The 19,894-nt window shown below is 60.6% G+C and carries 29 protein-coding genes; 10 read left to right on the forward strand and 19 right to left on the reverse strand.

Annotated features, from left to right (window positions below):
* The first annotated feature begins 134 nt into the window (after positions 1–134).
* Positions 135–905 carry a FadR/GntR family transcriptional regulator gene (locus Q8K08_RS03415; protein WP_304801320.1) on the forward strand — a complete coding sequence of 257 codons (771 nt, stop codon included), beginning with the start codon at positions 135–137 and terminating at the stop codon, positions 903–905.
* Positions 906–953: 48 nt separating this feature from the next.
* Here the strand turns inward: Q8K08_RS03415 and Q8K08_RS03420 are convergent, their stop codons facing one another.
* The 5 genes from Q8K08_RS03420 to Q8K08_RS03440 form a co-directional block, all read right to left on the reverse strand.
* On the reverse strand, positions 954–1,511 hold the full coding sequence (locus Q8K08_RS03420) for a F0F1 ATP synthase subunit B (protein WP_304801322.1): 558 nt from the start codon (positions 1,509–1,511) through the stop codon (positions 954–956).
* Between the two features lie 4 nt (positions 1,512–1,515).
* Complete coding sequence (locus tag Q8K08_RS03425; protein ID WP_304801324.1) at positions 1,516–2,085, reverse strand: F0F1 ATP synthase subunit B'; 570 nt, start codon at positions 2,083–2,085, stop codon at positions 1,516–1,518.
* 83 nt (positions 2,086–2,168) lie between these two features.
* Positions 2,169–2,408, reverse strand: a complete 240-nt coding sequence (locus tag Q8K08_RS03430) for a F0F1 ATP synthase subunit C (protein ID WP_100197355.1) — start codon at positions 2,406–2,408, stop codon at positions 2,169–2,171.
* Between the two features lie 55 nt (positions 2,409–2,463).
* Positions 2,464–3,213, reverse strand: coding sequence for a F0F1 ATP synthase subunit A (locus tag Q8K08_RS03435; RefSeq protein ID WP_304801328.1), 750 nt, complete (start codon positions 3,211–3,213; stop codon positions 2,464–2,466).
* The gene (locus Q8K08_RS03440; protein WP_305249277.1) at positions 3,206–3,559 is read right to left on the reverse strand and encodes an AtpZ/AtpI family protein; all 354 of its coding nucleotides are present in this window, start codon (positions 3,557–3,559) and stop codon (positions 3,206–3,208) included. Before Q8K08_RS03440 ends, Q8K08_RS03435 begins: the two co-directional genes overlap by 8 nt.
* A 246-nt stretch (positions 3,560–3,805) precedes the next feature.
* Here Q8K08_RS03440 and Q8K08_RS03445 point away from each other — a divergent pair, with 246 nt between their 5' ends.
* On the forward strand, positions 3,806–4,198 hold the full coding sequence (locus tag Q8K08_RS03445) for a metalloregulator ArsR/SmtB family transcription factor (RefSeq protein ID WP_304801333.1): 393 nt from the start codon (positions 3,806–3,808) through the stop codon (positions 4,196–4,198).
* Here the strand turns inward: Q8K08_RS03445 and Q8K08_RS03450 are convergent.
* Positions 4,195–5,709: a malonyl-CoA synthase gene (locus Q8K08_RS03450; protein ID WP_305249206.1), complete on the reverse strand. Its 1,515-nt coding sequence runs from the start codon at positions 5,707–5,709 to the stop codon at positions 4,195–4,197. The two genes, Q8K08_RS03445 and Q8K08_RS03450, sit on opposite strands and share 4 nt — an antisense overlap.
* Positions 5,710–5,888: 179 nt before the next feature.
* Here Q8K08_RS03450 and Q8K08_RS03455 point away from each other — a divergent pair, with 179 nt between their 5' ends.
* The gene (locus Q8K08_RS03455) at positions 5,889–6,041 is read left to right on the forward strand and encodes a hypothetical protein (RefSeq protein ID WP_304799333.1); all 153 of its coding nucleotides are present in this window, start codon (positions 5,889–5,891) and stop codon (positions 6,039–6,041) included.
* On the opposite strand, the gene Q8K08_RS03460 is transcribed toward Q8K08_RS03455, so the two are convergent.
* The 3 genes from Q8K08_RS03460 to rplS all read right to left on the reverse strand — a co-directional run bounded on the left by Q8K08_RS03460 (position 6,025) and on the right by rplS (position 7,636).
* Positions 6,025–6,834 carry a division plane positioning ATPase MipZ gene (locus Q8K08_RS03460; RefSeq protein WP_304799335.1) on the reverse strand — a complete coding sequence of 270 codons (810 nt, stop codon included), beginning with the start codon at positions 6,832–6,834 and terminating at the stop codon, positions 6,025–6,027. The two genes, Q8K08_RS03455 and Q8K08_RS03460, sit on opposite strands and share 17 nt — an antisense overlap.
* A gap of 194 nt (positions 6,835–7,028) precedes the next feature.
* Positions 7,029–7,250: a 50S ribosomal protein L31 gene (gene rpmE / locus Q8K08_RS03465; RefSeq protein ID WP_103332505.1), complete on the reverse strand. Its 222-nt coding sequence runs from the start codon at positions 7,248–7,250 to the stop codon at positions 7,029–7,031.
* A gap of 11 nt (positions 7,251–7,261) precedes the next feature.
* A complete protein-coding gene (gene rplS, locus Q8K08_RS03470; RefSeq protein WP_103332504.1) occupies positions 7,262–7,636 on the reverse strand; it encodes a 50S ribosomal protein L19 in 375 nt (124 codons plus the stop codon).
* A gap of 316 nt (positions 7,637–7,952) precedes the next feature.
* Between rplS and Q8K08_RS03475 the strand changes: the two genes are divergently transcribed.
* Entirely contained in the window at positions 7,953–8,828 is an 876-nt protein-coding gene (locus tag Q8K08_RS03475; RefSeq protein WP_305249207.1) for a DMT family transporter, read from the forward strand.
* Between the two features lie 12 nt (positions 8,829–8,840).
* Here Q8K08_RS03475 and trmD read toward each other — a convergent pair whose 3' ends face one another.
* The 9 genes from trmD to Q8K08_RS03520 form a co-directional block, all read right to left on the reverse strand.
* Positions 8,841–9,671, reverse strand: a complete 831-nt coding sequence (gene trmD / locus Q8K08_RS03480) for a tRNA (guanosine(37)-N1)-methyltransferase TrmD (protein ID WP_305249208.1) — start codon at positions 9,669–9,671, stop codon at positions 8,841–8,843.
* Between the two features lie 48 nt (positions 9,672–9,719).
* Positions 9,720–10,619 (reverse strand): hypothetical protein, encoded by a 900-nt coding sequence (locus tag Q8K08_RS03485; protein ID WP_305249209.1) that lies wholly within the window; start codon positions 10,617–10,619, stop codon positions 9,720–9,722.
* Positions 10,620–10,664: 45 nt separating this feature from the next.
* On the reverse strand, positions 10,665–11,171 hold the full coding sequence (rimM, locus tag Q8K08_RS03490; protein WP_305249210.1) for a ribosome maturation factor RimM: 507 nt from the start codon (positions 11,169–11,171) through the stop codon (positions 10,665–10,667).
* On the reverse strand, positions 11,168–11,338 hold the full coding sequence (locus Q8K08_RS03495) for a hypothetical protein (protein WP_305249211.1): 171 nt from the start codon (positions 11,336–11,338) through the stop codon (positions 11,168–11,170). Before Q8K08_RS03495 ends, rimM begins: the two co-directional genes overlap by 4 nt.
* Before the next feature lie 9 nt (positions 11,339–11,347).
* Positions 11,348–11,701: a 30S ribosomal protein S16 gene (gene rpsP, locus Q8K08_RS03500; protein WP_304800565.1), complete on the reverse strand. Its 354-nt coding sequence runs from the start codon at positions 11,699–11,701 to the stop codon at positions 11,348–11,350.
* Between the two features lie 59 nt (positions 11,702–11,760).
* Positions 11,761–12,057, reverse strand: a complete 297-nt coding sequence (locus Q8K08_RS03505) for a chorismate mutase (protein ID WP_304800563.1) — start codon at positions 12,055–12,057, stop codon at positions 11,761–11,763.
* A complete protein-coding gene (locus Q8K08_RS03510) occupies positions 12,054–12,560 on the reverse strand; it encodes a GNAT family N-acetyltransferase (protein ID WP_305249212.1) in 507 nt (168 codons plus the stop codon). Before Q8K08_RS03510 ends, Q8K08_RS03505 begins: the two co-directional genes overlap by 4 nt.
* Positions 12,557–14,053 (reverse strand): signal recognition particle protein, encoded by a 1,497-nt coding sequence (gene ffh / locus Q8K08_RS03515; RefSeq protein ID WP_304804047.1) that lies wholly within the window; start codon positions 14,051–14,053, stop codon positions 12,557–12,559. The genes Q8K08_RS03510 and ffh overlap by 4 nt, the downstream gene beginning before the upstream one ends.
* Positions 14,054–14,315: 262 nt before the next feature.
* On the reverse strand, positions 14,316–14,828 hold the full coding sequence (locus Q8K08_RS03520) for a hypothetical protein (protein ID WP_305249213.1): 513 nt from the start codon (positions 14,826–14,828) through the stop codon (positions 14,316–14,318).
* 216 nt (positions 14,829–15,044) lie between these two features.
* Between Q8K08_RS03520 and Q8K08_RS03525 the strand changes: the two genes are divergently transcribed.
* From Q8K08_RS03525 to Q8K08_RS03540, 4 genes are all read left to right on the forward strand, one after another.
* Complete coding sequence (locus Q8K08_RS03525; RefSeq protein WP_304804043.1) at positions 15,045–15,929, forward strand: LysR family transcriptional regulator; 885 nt, start codon at positions 15,045–15,047, stop codon at positions 15,927–15,929.
* Between the two features lie 4 nt (positions 15,930–15,933).
* Entirely contained in the window at positions 15,934–16,839 is a 906-nt protein-coding gene (locus tag Q8K08_RS03530; protein ID WP_304804041.1) for a DMT family transporter, read from the forward strand.
* An 82-nt stretch (positions 16,840–16,921) separates the two neighbouring features.
* A complete protein-coding gene (locus Q8K08_RS03535) occupies positions 16,922–17,137 on the forward strand; it encodes a hypothetical protein (protein ID WP_305249214.1) in 216 nt (71 codons plus the stop codon).
* 173 nt (positions 17,138–17,310) lie between these two features.
* Entirely contained in the window at positions 17,311–17,517 is a 207-nt protein-coding gene (locus tag Q8K08_RS03540) for a cold-shock protein (RefSeq protein ID WP_100197370.1), read from the forward strand.
* 31 nt (positions 17,518–17,548) lie between these two features.
* Here the strand turns inward: Q8K08_RS03540 and Q8K08_RS03545 are convergent, their stop codons facing one another.
* The gene (locus tag Q8K08_RS03545; protein ID WP_305249215.1) at positions 17,549–18,019 is read right to left on the reverse strand and encodes a hypothetical protein; all 471 of its coding nucleotides are present in this window, start codon (positions 18,017–18,019) and stop codon (positions 17,549–17,551) included.
* A 119-nt stretch (positions 18,020–18,138) separates the two neighbouring features.
* Here Q8K08_RS03545 and Q8K08_RS03550 point away from each other — a divergent pair, with 119 nt between their 5' ends.
* Entirely contained in the window at positions 18,139–19,077 is a 939-nt protein-coding gene (locus Q8K08_RS03550) for an alpha/beta hydrolase (protein ID WP_305249216.1), read from the forward strand.
* Complete coding sequence (locus Q8K08_RS03555; RefSeq protein WP_305249217.1) at positions 19,074–19,820, forward strand: class II aldolase and adducin N-terminal domain-containing protein; 747 nt, start codon at positions 19,074–19,076, stop codon at positions 19,818–19,820. The genes Q8K08_RS03550 and Q8K08_RS03555 overlap by 4 nt, the downstream gene beginning before the upstream one ends.
* Positions 19,821–19,894: the final 74 nt, after the last annotated feature.

Consider the following 19,894-nt stretch of genomic DNA (forward strand, 5'->3'; position numbering starts at 1 on the left):
AGGGTCGGCAAATAACCATCAGGCCGTCCTTTGCGGGGCGGCCTTTTTTTGTTGTCTTTCCGCTGCATAGTTTCTTCTTGAGAACCGGACGCCGTGGTCATAGATTCTGACCAATCATTCAGGTGCCCGCTCTCATGCCATTTACCAAAATCCAGACTGAAAAACTGTCCCAATCCGTTGTGCGCCAGATCGAGCAGCTGATCCTGCGTGGCATCCTGCGTCCCGGTGAGCGCTTGCCATCAGAGCGCGAGCTTTCGGACCGGCTGGGTGTCTCACGCCCGTCATTGCGTGATGCGGTGGCCGACCTTCAGGAACGGGGGCTATTGGTCAGCCGTGCGGGCGCGGGGATTTATGTGGCGGATGTGCTCGGGTCAGCCTTTTCACCAGCGCTTATCCAGCTTTTCGCAAGCCATGATGAGGCTGTCTTCGACTACATCGCCTTTCGCCGCGACATGGAAGGGCTGGCCGCCGAGCGTGCGGCCCGTCTGGCGTCGGACACAGATCTGAAGGTCGTCGATGTGATCTTTCAGAAGATGGAGGCGGCACATCTGAAACGTGACCCCACAGACGAAGCGGGCTTGGACGCCGAATTTCATCTGTCCATCATCGAGGCCAGCCACAATGTGGTGATGCTGCACATGATGAGGTCGATGTATGATCTGCTGCGGCAGGGTGTTTTCTATAATCGCCAGATAATGTTTCGCAACCGCACCACCCGCGACATGTTGCTGGACCAGCACCGCGCCATAAACATCGGCTTGCAGGCGCGCGATCCATGCGCCGCCCGCGCCGCGGTAGAGGCGCACCTGACCTATGTGGAGCAATCCCTGAGCGATCAGCTGAAAGCAGAACGCAACGAGGCCATCGCACAGCAACGCTTTGAACACGAACGGAACCGCACATGAAAAAACCGGCCCAAGGGGCCGGTTTCTAATGTCGCCTGAAGCTTTGGCTTAGTGCAGCTTGGCATCCACCTGCTGAATGGCCGCGTCGATCGAAGCTTTCGCCCCCTCTGCGGTCATTTGCTTGGCAAGAACAACTCCTGCTGCCGAGATGGCAACTGAAATCGCTTGTTCACGCACGGCACGAACAGCTGAATTTTCTGCCGCTTGAATCTGCTCCTCAGCAGCGGCAAGACGGCGGGCAATCGATTGCTGCATATCCGCCCTTGCTTGCGCGGCGGCGGCTTCGGCTTCGGCCTTGGCAGCAGCAACAATGCGGTCAGACTGCTCCTTGACCTCTTTTTGCTTGCGCTCATAAGAGGCAAGCAAAGCCTTGGCTTCTTCGCGCAGCGCGCGCGCTTCTTCCAGATCGGCTTTGATCTGGACCGCACGAGCGTCAAGCAATCCGGTGATCTTGGCAGGAACCTTGAAATACACCAAAATCCCGATGAACACGAAGAACGCGATTGTCACCACGAAATCGGAATTGCGCAGGCTGAAGAACGGGCCGCTGGCCGCAAACGCAGGGCTTGCCACCATCGCCAGAACGAGTGTTGTCAATCTGGTCATCGCGTTAGCCTTTCAACCGGGCAGAGACTGCCGCATTGACAGCGCGGGCATCTGGCGAACCGCCCAAAGCCGCAACCAGTTCTTTCGCGGTGTCCTTGGCGACCTCGGTCACGGCATCCATGGCACCTGCACGGATTTCCCCGATACGGGCTTCGGACTGCGCAGACTTCGCCGAAATTTCAACATCCGCCTTGGCCAAAGCTGCGTCCAGATCTTTCTGGATCCCGGCCTTGGCTTCCGCCACGATCTTGTTCGCGTCGGCACGGGCCTGCGCCAATGCTTCCACATAGGCCTGCTCTGCCGCGACTGCCTGCAGCTTCATTTCTTCAGCTGCTGCGATGTCATTTGTGATCGTGCCCTGACGTTCGGCCAGAACCGCCCCGATGCGCGGCAAACCAATCCGCGACAGGAAAAAGTAAATCGCAATCAGCGCAACCAGAAGCCAGAAGATCTGGTTCGGCATCCAGTCCGCGCACAGCTGCGGCATGCCAATGGCACTGCCGTTCAGCCCAAGGCAAGAGCTAACAGCAGCCCCACCCTGCGCAACACCTTCTACGAGTGTTTCAGTAGCCATCATGTCCTCCATCGGACCCTTTGAAACTCAAGGGGGCAACGCAAATGCGCTGCACCCCTGTTTCGCAAGACGTCAAAAAGGGATCAGGCTGCGAACATCAGCAGGAGGGCGACGAGGAATGCGAAGATGCCCAGAGCTTCTGCGAAGGCCAGACCGATGAACAGGGTCGCGGTTTGCGACGCGGCTGCCGATGGGTTGCGCAATGCGCCTGCCAGATAGTTGGCGGCCACGTTGCCCACGCCGACGGCGGCGATGCCTGCACCGATGGCTGCAATGCCGGCGCCGATGAATTTGCCGAGAGCGGCTGCTGCTGCGAGTTCCATGTGATGCTCCTTACGATGGAATTTGGATTTCTGGAGTAGGTTTGCGTGACGTGGCTCAGTGCCCGGGATGCAGCGCATCCTTGAGGTAAACACAGGTCAGGATGGTAAAGACGTAGGCCTGAATCACAGCCACCAGCACCTCAAGCGCATAGATGGCGGTAATCGCAAGGATAGAGGCAGGCGCGATAAGGGCGACGCCGGCAAAAGCGGCAAACACCTTGATCACGGCGTGACCGGCGGTGATGTTGCCCGCAAGACGGATGGAATGGCTGACCGGGCGTACGAAGTAAGAGATCACTTCGATCACCGCGATGATCGGGCGCAGAAACATTGGCGCATCCTTCATCCAGAACAGACCAAGAAAGTGGGTGCCGTTCTTGACAAAACCGATGATGGTGACGGCAAAGAACACTCCAAAGCCCAGCACCGCCGTCACCGCAATTTGCGAAGTGGGCGAAAAGGACATCGGGATCAACGCCAGCATGTTCGAGAAGAAGATGAACAAGAACAGCGTCATGATCCAAGGGAAATACTTCACCCCGTCATGGCCGGTCACATCTTCAACCATTTTGTAGATAAAGCCGTAAAACACCTCGGCCACCGATTGCAGGCGGGTGGGGATCACGGCACGGCCACGAGTGCCCAGCACGAACAGCGCGACCACACAGGCCACTGCCAACAACATCCAAAGTGTCGCATTGGTCGGTGTGTACCACATCACCGGGCCGTCGCCGAACAGCGGCTTCACGATGAACTGGTCCATCGGATGGAACACCAAGCCTGTTTCTTCCGCCACGTCAGTCATCCCTCTTTTCGGCTGCATCTTGCGCCAGCCGGCGTTCCTGCACTTCGTTTGCCGACCGCAGCATGGTTTTCACCCCTGCAGCCAGACCGAACCCGATAAACAGCACCAGGAATATAGGCATGGTCCCAAAGAGGATATCCAGCCCGTATCCGATGCCGAAGCCGATCACCAGACCGGCCACAAGCTCTATAACCATCCGCCAGGCGACTTGCGCCTGAGAATAGTCTTTCTTCATATGTGGCGTCGGTTCGGTGGCTGCCTTTGCCGCTGCGATCCGGGCCTCCAACACCTTTAACCGGGCGTCATCGGACGGATTTTGCGGGTCGGACACGCGCCTTGCCCCCATGAAGATGGTTGATGCGGTGCTAATGGCACAGCGTGCCCAAGTCAAGCAGGCATGAAATTTGATATTCCGTCATCTTTTCAAATGGTTGAGTATCGATGCGTTGACTCATCTCGCCTGAAAAGCGCAAATCTGACCGCTTCGCGATATTCAACTGATCAGTTGATTTTCCGCCTGCACCGATCCTGCACGCCAAACCCTCAACCTGATGGTTGACCTTTTTGCCGAACAATGCCCATGGTTTGCGCCATGACCGATCCGCTGTCCCCCGTTTTTGCCGCCCTTGCCGACCCGACCCGTCGGGCGATCCTTGCGATGCTGCTGGAAGACGACATGGCAGTGACCGATGTGGCGGAACCTTTCCGGATGAGCCTTGCCGCGATTTCCAAACACCTAACCGTGCTGACCGACGCCGGGCTTGTCAGCCGCGAAAAGCGCGGACGGGTGATCTGGTGCAAACTGGAACCCGACGCCCTGCGCGCGGCAAGCGTCTGGATGCAGGGGTTTGGCCAGTTCGAGCCTGTCGATCTGGACGCGTTCGAGCGGTTTCTTGCGGGCGAATTATTGGCCGGTGGCGAGGATGCGGACAGCGCCGGGCCACCGCCCCGGACCCCGGAGTATTTTCGCCAAGACGAAACCTAGGACGGCCGCCGGAAGGTTTCGGCATAGGTTTTGCGCAGTTCGGCTTTCTGCACCTTGCCCATCGTGTTGCGCGGCAAGGCATCAACAATGGCATAGTCCTTGGGATGCTTGAATTTTGCCAGCCGCTGCGCCACGGCGGCGCGGATTTTGGTAAGGTCAGGCGCGGCGCCCTTGGCGCGGACCAGAACCGCAAAGACCGCCTCGCCGAAGTCGGGGTGCGGCAGCGCGATGACCGCGCTTTCGGAGATGCCGGGCTGTGCATCCAACAGGTCTTCGACCTCTTTGGGATAGACGTTGAAACCGCCGGTGATGATCAGATCCTTGGCGCGACCAACGATTGTGACATAACCCTCGGCATCACGCGTGCCCAGATCGCCGGTGATGAACCAACCATCCGGGCGCAGGTCTTCGGCGGTTTTGTCGGGCATCTGCCAATAGCCCTGAAACACATTAGGGCCACGCACTTCGATCACGCCAACCTCGCCTTGGGCAACCTCACGCCCTTCGGCCATGATGCGCAGATCCACCCCCGGCAGGGGCAGACCCACGGTGCCGGCCCGGCGGTCACCCTCAGTGGGATTGGAGGTGTTCATGTTGGTTTCTGTCATGCCATAGCGTTCCAGAATGCGCTGGCCGGTCCGGGTCTCAAACGCTGTATGCGTCTCGGCCAGCAGTGGGGCCGAGCCTGAGATGAACAGCCGCATATGCCCGACCAAATCACGGGTCAGCCGCTCGTCGTCCAGCAGCCGCGTGTAAAAAGTGGGCACCCCCATCATCGTCGTCGCACGGGGCAGTGCAGCCACCACCTGTTCGGGGTCAAAGCCGGGCAGGAACACCATCTGCCCCCCGGTCAGCAGGCTGACATTGGAGGCCACAAAAAGCCCATGAGTGTGAAAGATCGGCAAGGCATGCAGCAGCACATCCCGGTCGCTGAACTGCCACAGATCAGCCAGCACGCGCGCATTTGACAACAGGTTGTCATGGCTGAGCATCGCACCCTTGGACCGACCGGTTGTGCCCGAAGTGTACAGGATCGCCGCCAGATCGCTGCCCGCCCGCTCCACCGGCGCAAAGTCTGCATCTTGCCGCGCGGCCAGATCCATCAGACTGCCGGTGCCCTGCCCCGAAAGGCCCAGAAACTGCGCCCCATGCGCCGTGCAGACCGGGGCCAGTACCGCCATATTGACCGGATCGGCGACAAGGACGCGCGGCGTGGCATTGCCAACGAAGTAGTCCACCTCGGTTGCGGTATATCCGGTGTTCAGCGGCAAAAACACCGCCCCCACGGCCACGCAGGCCCCATAGAGCGCCAGTGCCTCCGGGGATTTCGCCACCTGCACCGCCACCCGGTCACCCGGCCCGACACCCGACGCCAGCAGCGCACCCGCCAGTTGCCCGACCAGTGCAGCAAATGCGCCCGCCGTGATATTTTGCCCGTTGGCCAAGTGCAGCAGCACCCGGCTTTGCCCGGTCAGGGGCGCAAACAATGTATCGTAAAGCGGGTTGGTCATGGCGATCCTCCTGAACTGGCGACCTTTGTGCCATCGACGGGCAATTGTCTCAAGCCTGGCAACAGTTCGTTTCCGCGCTGCCTTTCTGCGACCCTTTGCCTGCCTCGATTTTGCCGCAACCGGGCACCATACCACTAAACATAGGCGCTAACAGACAAAGTCACAGACAGGAGCCGGACATGACCTATGCACTTTCTCTGCTTCAAAAATTCGGGCTGTTCGCCCCAAAGCATGACGTGTCTGAAGTGTTTGACTTGCGGCTTACCCGGATTGGCAGCCGCGAGGCGCGTTGCAAGGTGCGGGCCACCCTTTTCGTCAGAACTCCGGCGTAACACCCGGCAGACGCAACTCGCGCATCAGATCACGCACTTCCTGCCGTGCCGCGATGTTCGAGATGTTCAACTGGTCAACGCCAGTGTCCTTGAGATCGAGAAGCGTGATCCCACGCGGGAAAAGCTCGCGAAAGATCACGCGCTCGGAAAAGCCGGGCGAGACCCGGAAGCCGATCCGTTTCGACAACTCCTCCAGCGCAGCACCGACCTTTTTCTTGTTGTGCATCTGTTGCGCACCAAGCCGGTTGCGCAGCACGATCCAGTCAATCGGCTTCAGCCCCGCCTGCGCCCGCAACTGCCGCGCATTCCAGACCATTTCCGAATAGATCGACGGGCCTTTTACCTTGCCGGTTTCCGGATCGGTGCGCGCCAACAAGTCGAAATCAACAAAACTGTCGTTCAGGGGCGTGATCAACGTATCGGCAAGACTGTGCGCCACCTGTGACAGCCGGGTGTGGCTGCCGGGGCAGTCGATGATGATAAAATCTGACACCGGATCAAGGGCTGCAACCGCCGCCGACAGCCGCGCATCAAACGGGTTCTCACCGGGGGCCAGCGTAGACTCGTCCACCTCGGGCAGGTCGCGGTAATCGGGCGTAGGCAGTGTAAGCCCGGTACGCGCAAGATAGGCGCGGCGGTTTTCGATGTAGCGACCAAAGGACTTTTGTCGCAGGTCCAGATCCAGCCCGCCTACACGAAAACCCTGCCGGACAAGGGCTGTCGCCACATGCATGCAGGTGGTCGATTTGCCCGACCCGCCCTTTTCGTTGCCGACGACGATGATATGCGCCATGCCCTGCCCTCTTGCCCAAGTCTGCCCGCCCTTTTAGGCGGGTTCCCGCGCAAGGGGAAGCATGAAGGCAAGGCGGAAGCGGCAGTGGCCATCGCTTTGTGGGCAACAGGCATCATGCTGCGCCCGCCAAGGCTGGCCCGGAACGAAAAAGCCCCGCAAAAAGCGGGGCTGTTCCATCATACAAGGGGTCGGGATCAGAAACCCAGACCGGCGTATTTATTCTTGAACTTCGACACGCGGCCGCCGGTGTCCATCAGCTTGGCGTTGCCACCGGTCCACGCCGGGTGCGCCAGCGGGTCGATGTCCAGCGCGAGGCTGTCGCCGTCTTTGCCATAGGTCGAGCGGGTCTGATAAGTCGAACCGTCGGTCATCTTCACGGTGATGAAGTGATAGTCGGGGTGAATGCCTTCTTTCATCGGTCCGATCCTTATTCAGATTTCGGTTTATAGGTCGTATCTTCCGAGATACGTGCCGATTTCCCGCGACGGGTGCGCAGGTAATACAGCTTGGCGCGACGGACTTTGCCGCGACGCACCACATCAATCGAGTCGATGTTGGTCGAATACAGCGGGAACACACGCTCCACGCCTTCGCCGAACGAGATTTTACGCACGGTGAACGACGCAGAAATCGTAGCGCCGCCCTGACGGGCAATACAGACGCCTTCGTAGTTCTGGATACGCGAACGGCTGCCTTCGGTCACTTTGAAACCGACGCGGACGGTGTCACCGGCCTTAAAATCCGGGATGGTCTTGCCGAGCGCAGCAATCTGCTCGGCTTCGAGTTGGGCGATCAGGTTCATGCCTGGTCCTTTCGCAACCTGCGGTGAATCCGCAGAGGTGATGCCATGCCTCAGAGCTCTTGGTCTTCACCGGGTCCCCATCCGAAGATGAGCCCGCCAGAGTTCAGGCCAGCTTTTACGTTTATGCCGCCCTGTTCAGCCTGCGCGCCGGGGAAGAAGCCCGGCAAAACGGCCAACAGGAATCGGGTCCGACGGACCATGTTGGCCCCGGACAGGCGCGTATAGGGCCAAGCCGGGCAACAGGTCAAGAGGCGTGGGCTTGCGCTGGCCCGCAATTGCACGGAAAACAGGGCCAACCAAGGAGATTCCCAACCAGATGGACAAAACCGCAGGGGGAAGCCCGCTGAAAGGCGTGGCCTTTGTTATGGCTGCGGTCTTTTTGTTCGCGGCAGGCGACACGCTGAACAAACATCTGGTCGGGCTTTACCCTGTGCCATTCGTGCAGGCGGGACGGTATCTGGTGAATTTGGTCCTACTGCTTGTCCTTATGGCGCCGCGTCACGGGGCAGCCTTATGGCGGACGCAGCGCACGGGCTGGGTGCTGATGCGCGGCCTTGTGCTGGCGGTCGCCTCACTGACCATGAGCCTTGCGCTTCAACTCATGCCTGTGGGGGAAACGGTCGCGATCATTTATCTTGCGCCCATGCTCGTGATGCTGCTGTCCGGCCCGCTTTTGCATGAAAAGGTGCATCCTGTGGCATGGTTCGGCGCGGTTCTGGCCTTTGGTGGTGTGATTTTGGTAATGCGGCCCGGTGGTGGGCTGGACGCCTGGGGCGTGGTATTTGCGCTGATGAATGCGGGGCTGTCGACCGCCTATCACCTGATGACACGGGTTCTGGCGCGCACGGAATCAACCATGTCGATGCTGTTTCACGTGGCCTTGGTTGGCACGGTCATTTTTGGCGTCACAGCCCTGCAATCCCTGCCCCCTGCCATGCCACCCCTGCCCGACCTTGCGCTGATCGGGGCCATGGGTGTGCTGGCCACGATTGGGCATTTCCTGTTTACCATAGCCTACCGCCAAGCGCCGCCTGCCCTGCTGGCCCCGGTCAACTATATGCATCTGGTCTGGGCCGGGGTTCTGGGCTGGGCCGTATTCGACCACATCCCCGACGCGCTGAGCCTGACGGGAATGGCGATGGTGCTGGTTGCCGGGATCATCGTTGCGCTACGGGCCGGACGCGCGGGGTAAAAGCGTTTCGCTTTAGCCCCCGGTTTTGCGCGCCCAAAGGTCAGGGCGGCGCGTGGCGGTCAACGCCTCGGCCTTTGCGCGCCGCCATTTGGCAATCTTGGCGTGATCGCCCGACAACAGCACGGGCGGAATTGCGTGCCCCTCCCACTCGGGCGGGCGGGTATAGTGCGGATGCTCCAGCAAGCCATTGGAATGGCTTTCCTCTTCAATGCTTTCGGCATTGCCCAGCACACCGGGCAACAGCCGCACCGTGGCATCCAGAATGGCCTGCGCCGCAATCTCGCCCCCGGTTAGCACGAAATCACCCAAGGACACTTCTTCAACCGCGTGATGGTCCAGCACCCGCTGATCGACGCCCTCAAACCGGCCACAAAGCATCGTCAGCCCTTCGCAGCCTGCAAAACGCCGCGCCATCGCCTGATCGAACGGCTTGCCGCGTGGCGACAGATAAACAACCGGCCAGCGCGCCCGGTCGGGGTTCGCACCCGCACTGGCGGCATTGATCGCCGCATCCACCACATCGGCCCTCAGCACCATGCCCGCGCCGCCCCCGGCGGGCGTGTCGTCGACGTTGCGATGTTTGCCAATGCCAAAGCTGCGCAGATCATAGGTTTCCAGCCGCCACAGCCCCAGATCCATCGCCTTGCCGGTCAGGGATTGCTCCAGCACCCCCGGAAAAGCCTGCGGAAACAGCGTGATCACCCGCGCCAGCCACGCGCCACGCACTGCGCGCGCATCATCAAACAGATCGCGCGGGCGCAACACAGGCTTGGCCGAAAGCCGCCCGTGCGACCGGGTCGGAGCTTTGGACAGGTCGGCATCATCAGGAAGGTCATCAGACATGGCCTGCTCTTACCCAAGCCCCCGCCCCCGTGCAAAGGGAATCCGGCATCAGGCGCCGCTCAGGCGATCTTCTGGCAAAGCTGCCGCCTCAACCGCTGCAGCCAACGCCCGCAAACTGGCTTGCACCTCGACAGGCAGGGCCGGGTCCAGCGCCAGTCCAATCGTGGCAGGGTCCGGATAAGACGACCACAGCCCCGGTTGCGCCTGCAACAACGGCAGCGCGCGGTGCGCAAACAGCGCCAAAAGCCGTGCATCAAACCCCGCGGCCACAAAGCCTGCAAGCTGACCGGCTATTGCCGGATCATCCGGAGTGCGGGCCGGATCGGTGGCCCAAAGGATCAATCCTTCGCGCAGACCCAGACACGCCTCTGCGCCGTGTTCCAGTGCATCCTCCAGCTGCGACAGCCGCGCCGCCGCGCCGGGCGCGCGCATTGCCGCATCAATGGCATCGGCGATCAGAACCGGATCGGCATCATGGGGCAGATCAAGCAAAGCCGCGAGCATGGGGTCTGCGTCCGGCGCAGACGGCACCATATCCCGGTTGACCGCATGGTTCTGGTCCAGCGCCTGATCCATCTGATGTCCCTTCACCGGATCCCAGACCATGCGCGACAGCGGGATGGACAGAAAGGACAGCGCGACCGGCACCAGATACGGCAGCGGCAGCACAAACCCTGCCACCCCGCCAAGCCCCCGGCCAACCCCGAACAGTACCACCACAATCACCGCATTGATCGCGACCTGAGCCGCCGCCGCCACCATCACGGGGGGTGTCCACAGAGCAATCTGACGCGGCCACTGATGCGGGCGCATCACCACAAGCCACAGCGCCATCAGCGCAACAAAGACCGGAACGGCCGACCACCCCATCCCGGAAAGCCCCGCCAAAAGCGGGCCAAGATAAAGGGGCAGCGTGGCCATCATCAAAAGTCGTTTGCTTCGTTGCATCCCGTCCACCCCGTTTTTCGCAGCAACGTGGCGAATGTTAAGCTTTTAGTCCAGCCCCTCCGGCAAATCCGCCACAACGCGCCGCGCAGCCAGATCGACCGTTGGCACCGCTTCTTTCGTGAACGGAATCAGCAAAGGCTGTTTGCGGGTAGGGGCATAAACCTCCAGCAGGTCGCCCGCGCCATGGTTGTGCACCGCGCGCAGGTTGCCCAGAAGCACGCCGCCCGTGTCATACACCTCCAGCCCGATCAGGTCAGAGTGATAGAATTCATCATCCGGCAAGGATGGCAAACGGTCCCGGTCCACATACAGATCCGTGCCACGCAAGGCATCTGCCTGATCCTTGGTGGCCACCCCTTCGATACGCGCGCCCAGACCACCTGCCACCGGGCGGGTCAGTTTGATCGAAAAGCGGCGCTTGCCGTCGGCAGAGTAAAGCGGACCGTAGTCAGCTATCGCTTCGGGGTCGGCACAAAACGATTTTATCCGCACCTCGCCCTGCACCCCAAAGGCGCCTGCGATGGAACCGACACAGATACGATCGACTGTCATGGCAACGCCGCCTCTTTGCTGCAAAACCCGCGTGGGTCAAAAGACCCGCCCGCATCCAGACAGGCATCGGCCGCCTGCATACGAGAAAAGTTGATGCCGGCCCAAAACGCCGCCCCGCAAAGGGCCAGCGTGATGGACCGGCGCACCAGGCCAAGGCCAGGAACCATACCGCGAGATTATTCTTCAGCAGGTGCTTCTGCACGGGCTGCTTTTTTCGCAGCGCGTTCAGCCATTTGCTTGCCGGGAACCGCCGCTTTCGGGTTATTGCGGACTTTCTTGGTCAGAACGCCGGCAGCTTCCAGGAAGCGTGCGACGCGGTCGGTCGGCTGAGCGCCGGTCGCCATCAGTTCCTTGATCCGGTCGATGTTCATGACAACGCGCTTTTCGTCATCCTTGTTCAGCATCGGGTCATACACGCCCAGCTTTTCCAGAAAACGGCCATCGCGCGGATTGCGCGAGTCGGTGGCAACGATCGAATAATGCGGACGCTTTTTGCTGCCACCACGGGCCAGACGGATTTTCAACGACATTGGTAGTCTCCTTGGGTTTTCAGAGGATGGGTAGGGCGGGGTTAACCCCGCCGTCATGGTTACTTTTGCAGTTTCTCGTGATGCCTGATGACTTCGGAAATAATGAAGGTCAGGAATTTCTTGGCAAATTCGGGATCAAGGTCGGCGTCTTGCGACAGTTGTTCCAACCGCGCGATTTGCCGGGCCTCGCGCGATGGATCACTCGGCGGCAGGTCGTGCTCGGCCTTCAGCCGCCCCACCGCCTGTGTGTGCTTGAACCGTTCGGCCAGCGTATAGACGAGGATCGCATCCAGCCGGTCGATAGACTGGCGGTGTTCCTTCAGCACCTCGGCGGCGCGGGTGGCATTGTCGGTCATTGAATCCTCCGGGCGTGACGCCAGACCAGATCTGCGGGATCCGGGCGCGGGGCGTTTGCGTCCAGCGTGGCCCCAAGACGTTGCGCCACCTTGATCGACGCGTGATTGGCGGACCCGGTATAGCTGACCAGCGACATGACAGGCAGGCTTGCAAATGCCCAGTCGCGCAACGCGCCCGCGCCTTCGGTGGCATAGCCCTGTGCCTCATGGCCCGCATAAACAAACCAGCCCAACTCGGTTTCTGGAAATGTGGGGCCCGCGTTGATCCCAACCTGCCCCACGGTTTGCCCGCTGGCAGTGTGATCCATCATCAGCGCGCCATGCCCCAACAGGGCCCATTGCGCGACATCATGGCAAAACCAGAACCACGCGCCCGTCGCATCCTTGGGTCCGCCCATATGCACAGCCCGGTCCGACGCCCAGAACGCCGCATAGGCCGGAAAATCGGCCATGACGGGGGCGCGAAGCGTCAGGCGCTGCGTATGCAGGACAGGCGCAGTCATTTCTTTTTCATCAACCCCGACAGACCAGATGGCAGGCTCATGCCGCGCGGCATGCCGGGAAAGCCGCCGCCTTGGCCAAGCCCTTGGCGCATGCCCTTGGCCGCTTCTTCCAACTCGGCGGGCGACATCTTGCTGGGGTCAGGCATGCCGCCCTTGCCCATCATCTGCTTGATGGCCTGCTTCATGCCGCCACCTTTGCCCATCTTCTTCATCATCTCGGCCATCTGCTTGTGCTGTTTCAGCAGACGGTTCAGCTCCGACACCTCAAGCCCCGCGCCTGCCGCAATCCGCTTCTTGCGGCTGGCGGCCAGCAGGTCTGGGTTGGCCCGTTCCTTCTTGGTCATCGAGTTGATCAGCGCCACCTGACGGCGCAGCATGCGGTCGTCAAAGCCAGCCTCTTCGGCCTGCTTTGCCATCTTGCCCATACCCGGCAGCATGCCCATCAACCCCTGCATGCCGCCCATCTTCTGCATCTGCTCCAGTTGGCCCTTCAGATCGTTCATGTTGAACAACCCTTTCGAGAACCGCCGCGCCATGCGTTCGGCCTGCTCGGCCTCAAAGGTTTCTTGCGCGCGTTCGACCAAGGCAACAATATCGCCCATGCCAAGGATACGGCCCGCGACCCGCTCGGCCTCGAACGTCTCCAGCGCGTCCATCTTTTCGCCAAGGCCGACAAAGCGGATCGGCTTGCCGGTCACAGCCCGCATCGACAGTGCGGCACCGCCGCGCCCGTCGCCGTCCATCCGGGTCAGAACCACGCCGGAAATGCCGACCTTGCCGTCGAATTCGGCGGCCACGTTCACCGCATCCTGCCCGGTCAGGCCATCCACCACCAACAGCGTCTCACGCGGTTGGGCGATGTCGCGCACGGCCTGCACTTCGTCCATCAGCACTTCGTCAATGTGCATCCGGCCAGCGGTATCAAGGAACAGCACATCATAGCCGCCCATAGCGGCCTGCGTCTTGGCGCGCCGCGCGATCTGCACTGCGGTTTCACCCTTGACGATCGGCAGGCTGTCCACGCCTACCTGCCCCGCCAAAATCGCCAGCTGCTCCATCGCAGCCGGGCGGTTGGTATCCAGCGACGCCAGCAGCACCCGCTTGCCGTTGCGGTCCTTCAACCGCTTGGCGAGCTTGGCGGTGGTGGTGGTCTTGCCCGACCCCTGCAGACCCACCATCAAAATCGCGGCAGGCGGGTTGTCAATCTTCAGCGCATCGGCAGGTTCATCCCCTGCCAGCACCCGGATCAATTCGTCATGCACGATCTTGACGACCATCTGGCCGGGCGTGATCGACTTTGTCACCGCCGACCCGGTCGCCTTTTCCTGCACCCGCTTGATGAAGTCTCGCGCCACCGGCAAGGAAACGTCGGCTTCCAGCAAAGCAACCCGCACCTCGCGCAGGGCGGCAATCACGTCAGCCTCGGACAGCGCGCCCTGTTTGGTCAGGCGATCAAAGACGCTGCCAAGGCGATCTGATAGGCTTTCAAACATGGTCGTCTCCCGACAGGGCGTTACAGCAATGGCCAAGGGCACCTGCGGGCGCAACGCGCTGGCAGATGGCGATCCCGGCAAAAGCCAAGGGACCGGAAGCGACAGCCTCCGGGGAATTGGGGGCGTGATAGGCCCATGGCCTGCACGAGTCAAGTCATGCCAGAGCGTATAGACCAAACAGAACGGCCCGCGCAAACTGCGCGGGCCATCAAGGCACAGGGACAACACAGGGAGCGAAGCTATCCCCAAGCCATGCTGAAGATTACGAGTTGTTGCCAACCCACTCTGCATACAACTGTGTCAGTTCAGTCAGGGTGTACTGCGAGGCATCAACACCCAGAATTGCCGCCATCTGCACCTGACCGGGTGTTACGACCGAGGCTGGGTTACCTTCGGCACGGTTCTGACCCGACAGGATGAAGTCAACCAGCTGGGTGTCGTTGTTGCGCTTGGCGGTGATAAGGCGCTGCAGTTCGTTCGTGGTGTAAAGACCCGGTGCAACACCGGCGGCAGCGGCAAGTTGTGCGTCATTGGAAACGGTTGCACCGCCCATCGCACTGCGCGACACATCAGTCCGAGCCGCTTGCGACATGATGAAACGAACCCGCGCATCGTCATTTTCGCGCTGTGCCTGCAAAAGTTCAATCAGTTGGACCTGAGTGTAGCCATTGGGCGAAACGCCAGCCTGATTTGCCAATTGGTCAATGCCGGGGCTGGCAAAGGCAAAGCCAGCAGACAGAGCACCAGCGGCGGCAGAGATCATAAGAGTACGCATTTTATCTTCCTTCATCAAAAGCTGCGGGGATGCAGCGGATAGTTTTGAAACGAGGCCGGATCATCGATAGTTTCAACACAGCCAAGTTTTTCGTTCGATGAAGTGGATTTAAGCGCTTGAATTTTTCTTTACATTACAAAACTTTGACGCGATCATGTGCAAAATCGCACAGCAATATTCTGTGACAATCCGTGATCTAAGGGAGTAAACTCCATCATGGCACACCCCGCTTGGGATGAAATCAGAACCGCATTTCAGGTTGCCAGACTTGGTACAGTCTCAGGCGCGGCAGAGGTGCTTGGCGTTCATCACGCGACGGTGATCCGCCACATCGACGCGCTGGAAAAAACGCTGGGAACCCGTCTCTTTCAGCGCCACGCGCGCGGCTACACCCCGACCGAGGCCGGTCGCGACCTGCTGACGGTGGCGCAAACCACCGAAGAACAGTTCGCCCAACTCTCCAGCCGGATCAAAGGTCAGGGCGAAGTTGTGGCGGGCGAGCTGACCATAACCTCGATTGCTGGCCTTGCGGATTTGCTGGTGCCGGTTCTCGCCGATTTTCAAGAGCTTTATCCCTTGGTGCAGGTTCGCTTCCTGACCGACATGCGGGTATTCCGGCTTGATTACGGCGAAGCGCATGTGGCGATCCGTGCCGGGGCCGCGCCAGAAGAACCCGATAACGTGGCGCAACCACTGGCCCATATACGTACCGGACTTTATGCCGCAAAGTCCTATATTGCGCGTCATGGTCAGCCAAGAGACGAAACCGACTTTGCCGGACACCGCTTTGTCTGTGTTGACAGTGAATCCACCCGCGCGCCGTTTTATCGCTGGCTGCGTAATACGGTTCCGGCGTCTGCCATCAGCTTTCGCGGCACAGAACCCGCCGCTCTGGAAGAAGCGGTGCACCGTGGCACGGGCATCGGCTTTGTTTCGGTCTACAAGGCGAACTGCTCCAACGATCTGGTTGAAATTCTTCCGCCGCGCGCCGAGTGGGATGCGCCGCTATGGATCGTGACCCACGTCGACCTGCACCGCACCCGCAAAGTGCAAGCCTTTCTGGCGCATTTGAAAGAGGCATCAAAGACCTGGGCGGTCTGAACCGATGACCAGCCCTGATGCCATGCGCGGGCATCTTGCCATGCTGGTGTTTTCCGCCCTTGTTGCCGGGTCGTTCAGCCTTGGCGCTCTTGCCGCACCGCTGATCGACCCCGGTGCGTTGACCGCGCTGCGGTTTTTGCTGGCGGGCGCGCTGGTTGGCGCGGTGGCTTTGGGCCGGGGCGCAATCCGGCGTGCAGCCTTTGACGCACCTTGGCGCTATGCGCTGCTGGGTGGCCTGCTTGCGGCCTATTTCGTGCTGATGTTCCATGGTTTGAAAACGGCGCCTCCGGTCTCTGCGGCTGCGGTCTTTACACTTACCCCGATCATGGCGGCAGGCTTTGGCTGGCTCTTGTTGCGCCAACGCCTGAGCCCGCGCATGGCGCTGGCGCTGACCTTGGGCGCTGCGGGTGCGCTTTGGGTGATCTTTCGCGCTGACTGGCGCGCGGTGGCCACCTTGTCCCTTGGCCGAGGAGAGGCGATCTATTTTCTGGGCTGCATCGCACATGCCCTTTACGCACCGCTTGTGCGCAAACTGAATCGGGGCGAGTCTGCGCTGACCTTCACCTTTCTGACCATGGTTGCGGGCTGGGCTTTGCTGATGGTCTGGGCCAAAGATCCAATCCGTGCGACGGACTGGACCGACCTGCCCGCAATTGTCTGGATCACGCTGATCTATCTTGCCATTGCCGCAAGTGCCGCCAGCTTCGTTCTGCTGCAATACGCCAGCCTGCGCCTGCCTGCCGCCAAGGTCATGTCCTATACCTATCTTACTCCGGCTTGGGTGATCCTGTGGGAACTGGGACTGGGTCACACAGCGCCCACATGGGCCACACTGGCCGGAATGGTCCTGATTGGCATCGCCCTGTGGCTTTTGCTCGAAGACACACCAGAACGATCAACACTTTTTTAACGCACCCGGGAATAACCTTATAGCTGCCACATTTGCGCCCGAATCGGCCGCAATCTTGATCATGTAGCGACAGGAGGGTTTGATGGCAGCGATATTCATACTTGCGGGCGGGATCTTTGGTTTTGCCTCGGCAATTGCCTCCTTGATCTTGCTTGACGCCAGTTTCCTTTTTGCCCTCGCCATATGGTCCGGTTCCGGTCTTGCGGTCGTGGTTCTTGGCCTCGGCATGGCACTTATGACCAAGCCGATGCACGCTTCAGACGGCAAACAGATCACCCCGGAAGCTCGCACCATCTAAAGCAGCAACCGCGCAATCAATCTTGATTTATGGGGCATCCAGCTTCATATTTCTGGGGCGAGGTTATCTATTTCGACCACTGTCTTCGCCTAACGGCCACAGCAATCGACAACCAGCTGACTGCGCCGGGCCGCCGCAATCCCGCGGGCGGCGATGCTACAGGAGACTTCACGATGGCCAAGGGCACCGTGAAATGGTTCAATGAAACTAAAGGTTATGGCTTCATCGCGCCTGAAGGCGGCAAAAAGGATGTATTCGTCCACATCACCGCACTAGAGCGTGCAGGTTTGCGCGGGCTAAAGGATGGCCAGGCCGTGACATTCGATATCGAAGCAGGCCGTGACGGACGTGAATCTGCGACCAACCTTTCGCTGTCATAACGCAGACCAGCCGCCTTCGGCATTTGTCAGATCAGCAGTATGGGCGCATCTTTCGGGGTGCGTCCTTTTCCATGCTAAAATGGCGCCGATCCGGTGAAAGGGCCAGATCGAACGCAATCCGCAGCGCGACCGCTGAAACGGGTGAGCGCAATTGAAACGGTGCTTCGTGGCCCACAGGAAAGGTCTGTTCAACACAGTCTGACGACATCAGAATGACAGGCAACCAGACGTTGGCACAAGTAAGACGCTCAAACACGCTTTGCCCCACGCCGTGACCTCCGGCATGATCGCAATCGATCACCAGCAGCCCCGCAGGATGCGTGCCCGCCAGCAAACGGGCAACGGCATCACCAAATTCAGCCTGCATGTCAACCTGTGCCCCAAGCCCGGCAAGGCGGCGGCACAGCAAACTGCTGCCCGCACCATCCGAAATCACAAGCGCCACCACTGCCCAACTGCTTTTCTGGGTGGAATCGTCCTGCAACCGGGGGATCATTTGCATATCTCATTACCCTTTCAGCGCCGCCCCAACGCATTGCTTTTGCCCGGTACCCGTCTGGCCGTGCCAGACCCGCAGCAATTTCCCTTGTGACCCGCGACACTCCGCGCCAAAGTCATCGGATGCCACGCAAACCTGAAAGCATGATGCCCAGCCCGGATTACCAAAGCCTTATCGACCCCGCGACATGGGGCTTTATCCATATGACCGAAGCTGCCTACCCTCCCGACACCGCGCAAATGACCATTGCCGATCAGCGGAGCGTCTATAATGCGATGTGCCGCAGCTTTCACGCCGGACATCCGCCCGATGTGACCGCCAGCGACATGTGGATCGCGGGCGTGCCCTGCCGCCGCTACCTGTCAGACAAAGCTGACCCGACGCCCAGTGTGCTGTATTTTCACGGTGGCGGCTTTGTGGTTGGCGGGCTGGACAGCCATGACGATGTTTGCGCCGAGCTCTGCTCAGCCACACGCCTGACGGTGGTTGCTGTTGATTACCGCCTATGCCCCGAACACCCGCACCCATCGGCCTATGACGATTGCCTTGCCGTCGCTCAGGCCACCAAGGGGCCGATCCTCCTGGCGGGCGACAGCGCCGGAGGCGGGCTTGCCGCTAGCGTGGCCCATGCCCTGCGCGGCCCGCGCCTTCTGGGGCAAGTGTTGATTTACCCCGGCCTTGGCGGGCGCGGGACGAGCTACCGACGGCATGCTCATGCGCCGATGCTGACGGCTCTTGATGTGGATTTCTACGCACAGATACGCGGCGCAAAGGCCGATGACCCCACGGCCAACGCCCTTGCAGCAGAGGATTTCACCGGCCTGCCGCCCACACTTGCCCTTGCTGCCGAATGCGACCCGCTGGCCGATGATGCCACCCTTTACGCCGACCGCATCAGAGCCGCAGGCGGGCAGGCCATCGCCATCACCGAACCCGGCCTTGTTCACGGCTACCTGCGCGCGCGCCACACAGTCCCACGGGCCCGCGCCAGCTTTGAGCGGATCACTTCCACTCTGTCCGCCATGGCCAAAGGCCATTGGCCCATTGGAGACGCGCCATGAAAGACCTGCCAAACCTGACCAACTTGATCGCCCGAACCGATATCGCGGCAGCTTTTCGCTGGACAGCAAAGCTGAACATGCACGAAGCGGTAGCAAACCATTTCAGCCTTGCCGTCAGCGATGATGGGGCGCGCTTCCTGATCAACCCGGCAGGCCGCCATTTCAGCCGCATCACCGCCAGCAGCCTGATCGAGATTGACGCTAATGACCCGGCCACAATGGACCGCCCAGATGCGCCCGACCCCACCGCATGGGGCCTGCACGGCAGCCTGCACCGCGCCTGCCCACATGCGCGGTGCGCAATGCATGTCCATTCAATCCACGCCACCGTGCTGGCCAGCCTTGCCGACAGCCATCTGCCCGCCATCGACCAGACCACCGCAATGTTCCACAACCGCGTGGCCGTCGATGACCACTACGGCGGCATGGCGTTCGAGGATGAAGCCGCCCGTTGTGTGCAACTGCTGTCTGACCCGAAAATCACCACGCTGATCATGGGCAACCATGGCGTGCTGGTGATCGGCGCGACCGTCGCCGAAACCTTCAACCGCCTCTATTACTTTGAACGCGCTGCCGAGACCTATATCCGCGCCCTGCAAACCGGCCGCCCGCTGCGATATCTGCCCGAAGACATCGCCGAGAAGACCGCCCGAGAATGGGAAACCTATCCCGGATTTGCCGACGACCACCTGCGCGAGATCAAGGCCATCCTCGACGCCGAGGCCCCCGACTACGCCAGTTGACCGAACCCGCACGCACCATTGTTCAAGCATCGTCCTGCACGGCGGCGCATGAAACATATGTCGGGTGCGCTCCG

Origin of the sequence: Pseudotabrizicola sp. (assembly GCF_030684215.1) — a bacterium.
In the GTDB taxonomy this organism is placed as follows: Bacteria; Pseudomonadota; Alphaproteobacteria; order Rhodobacterales; family Rhodobacteraceae; genus Pseudotabrizicola.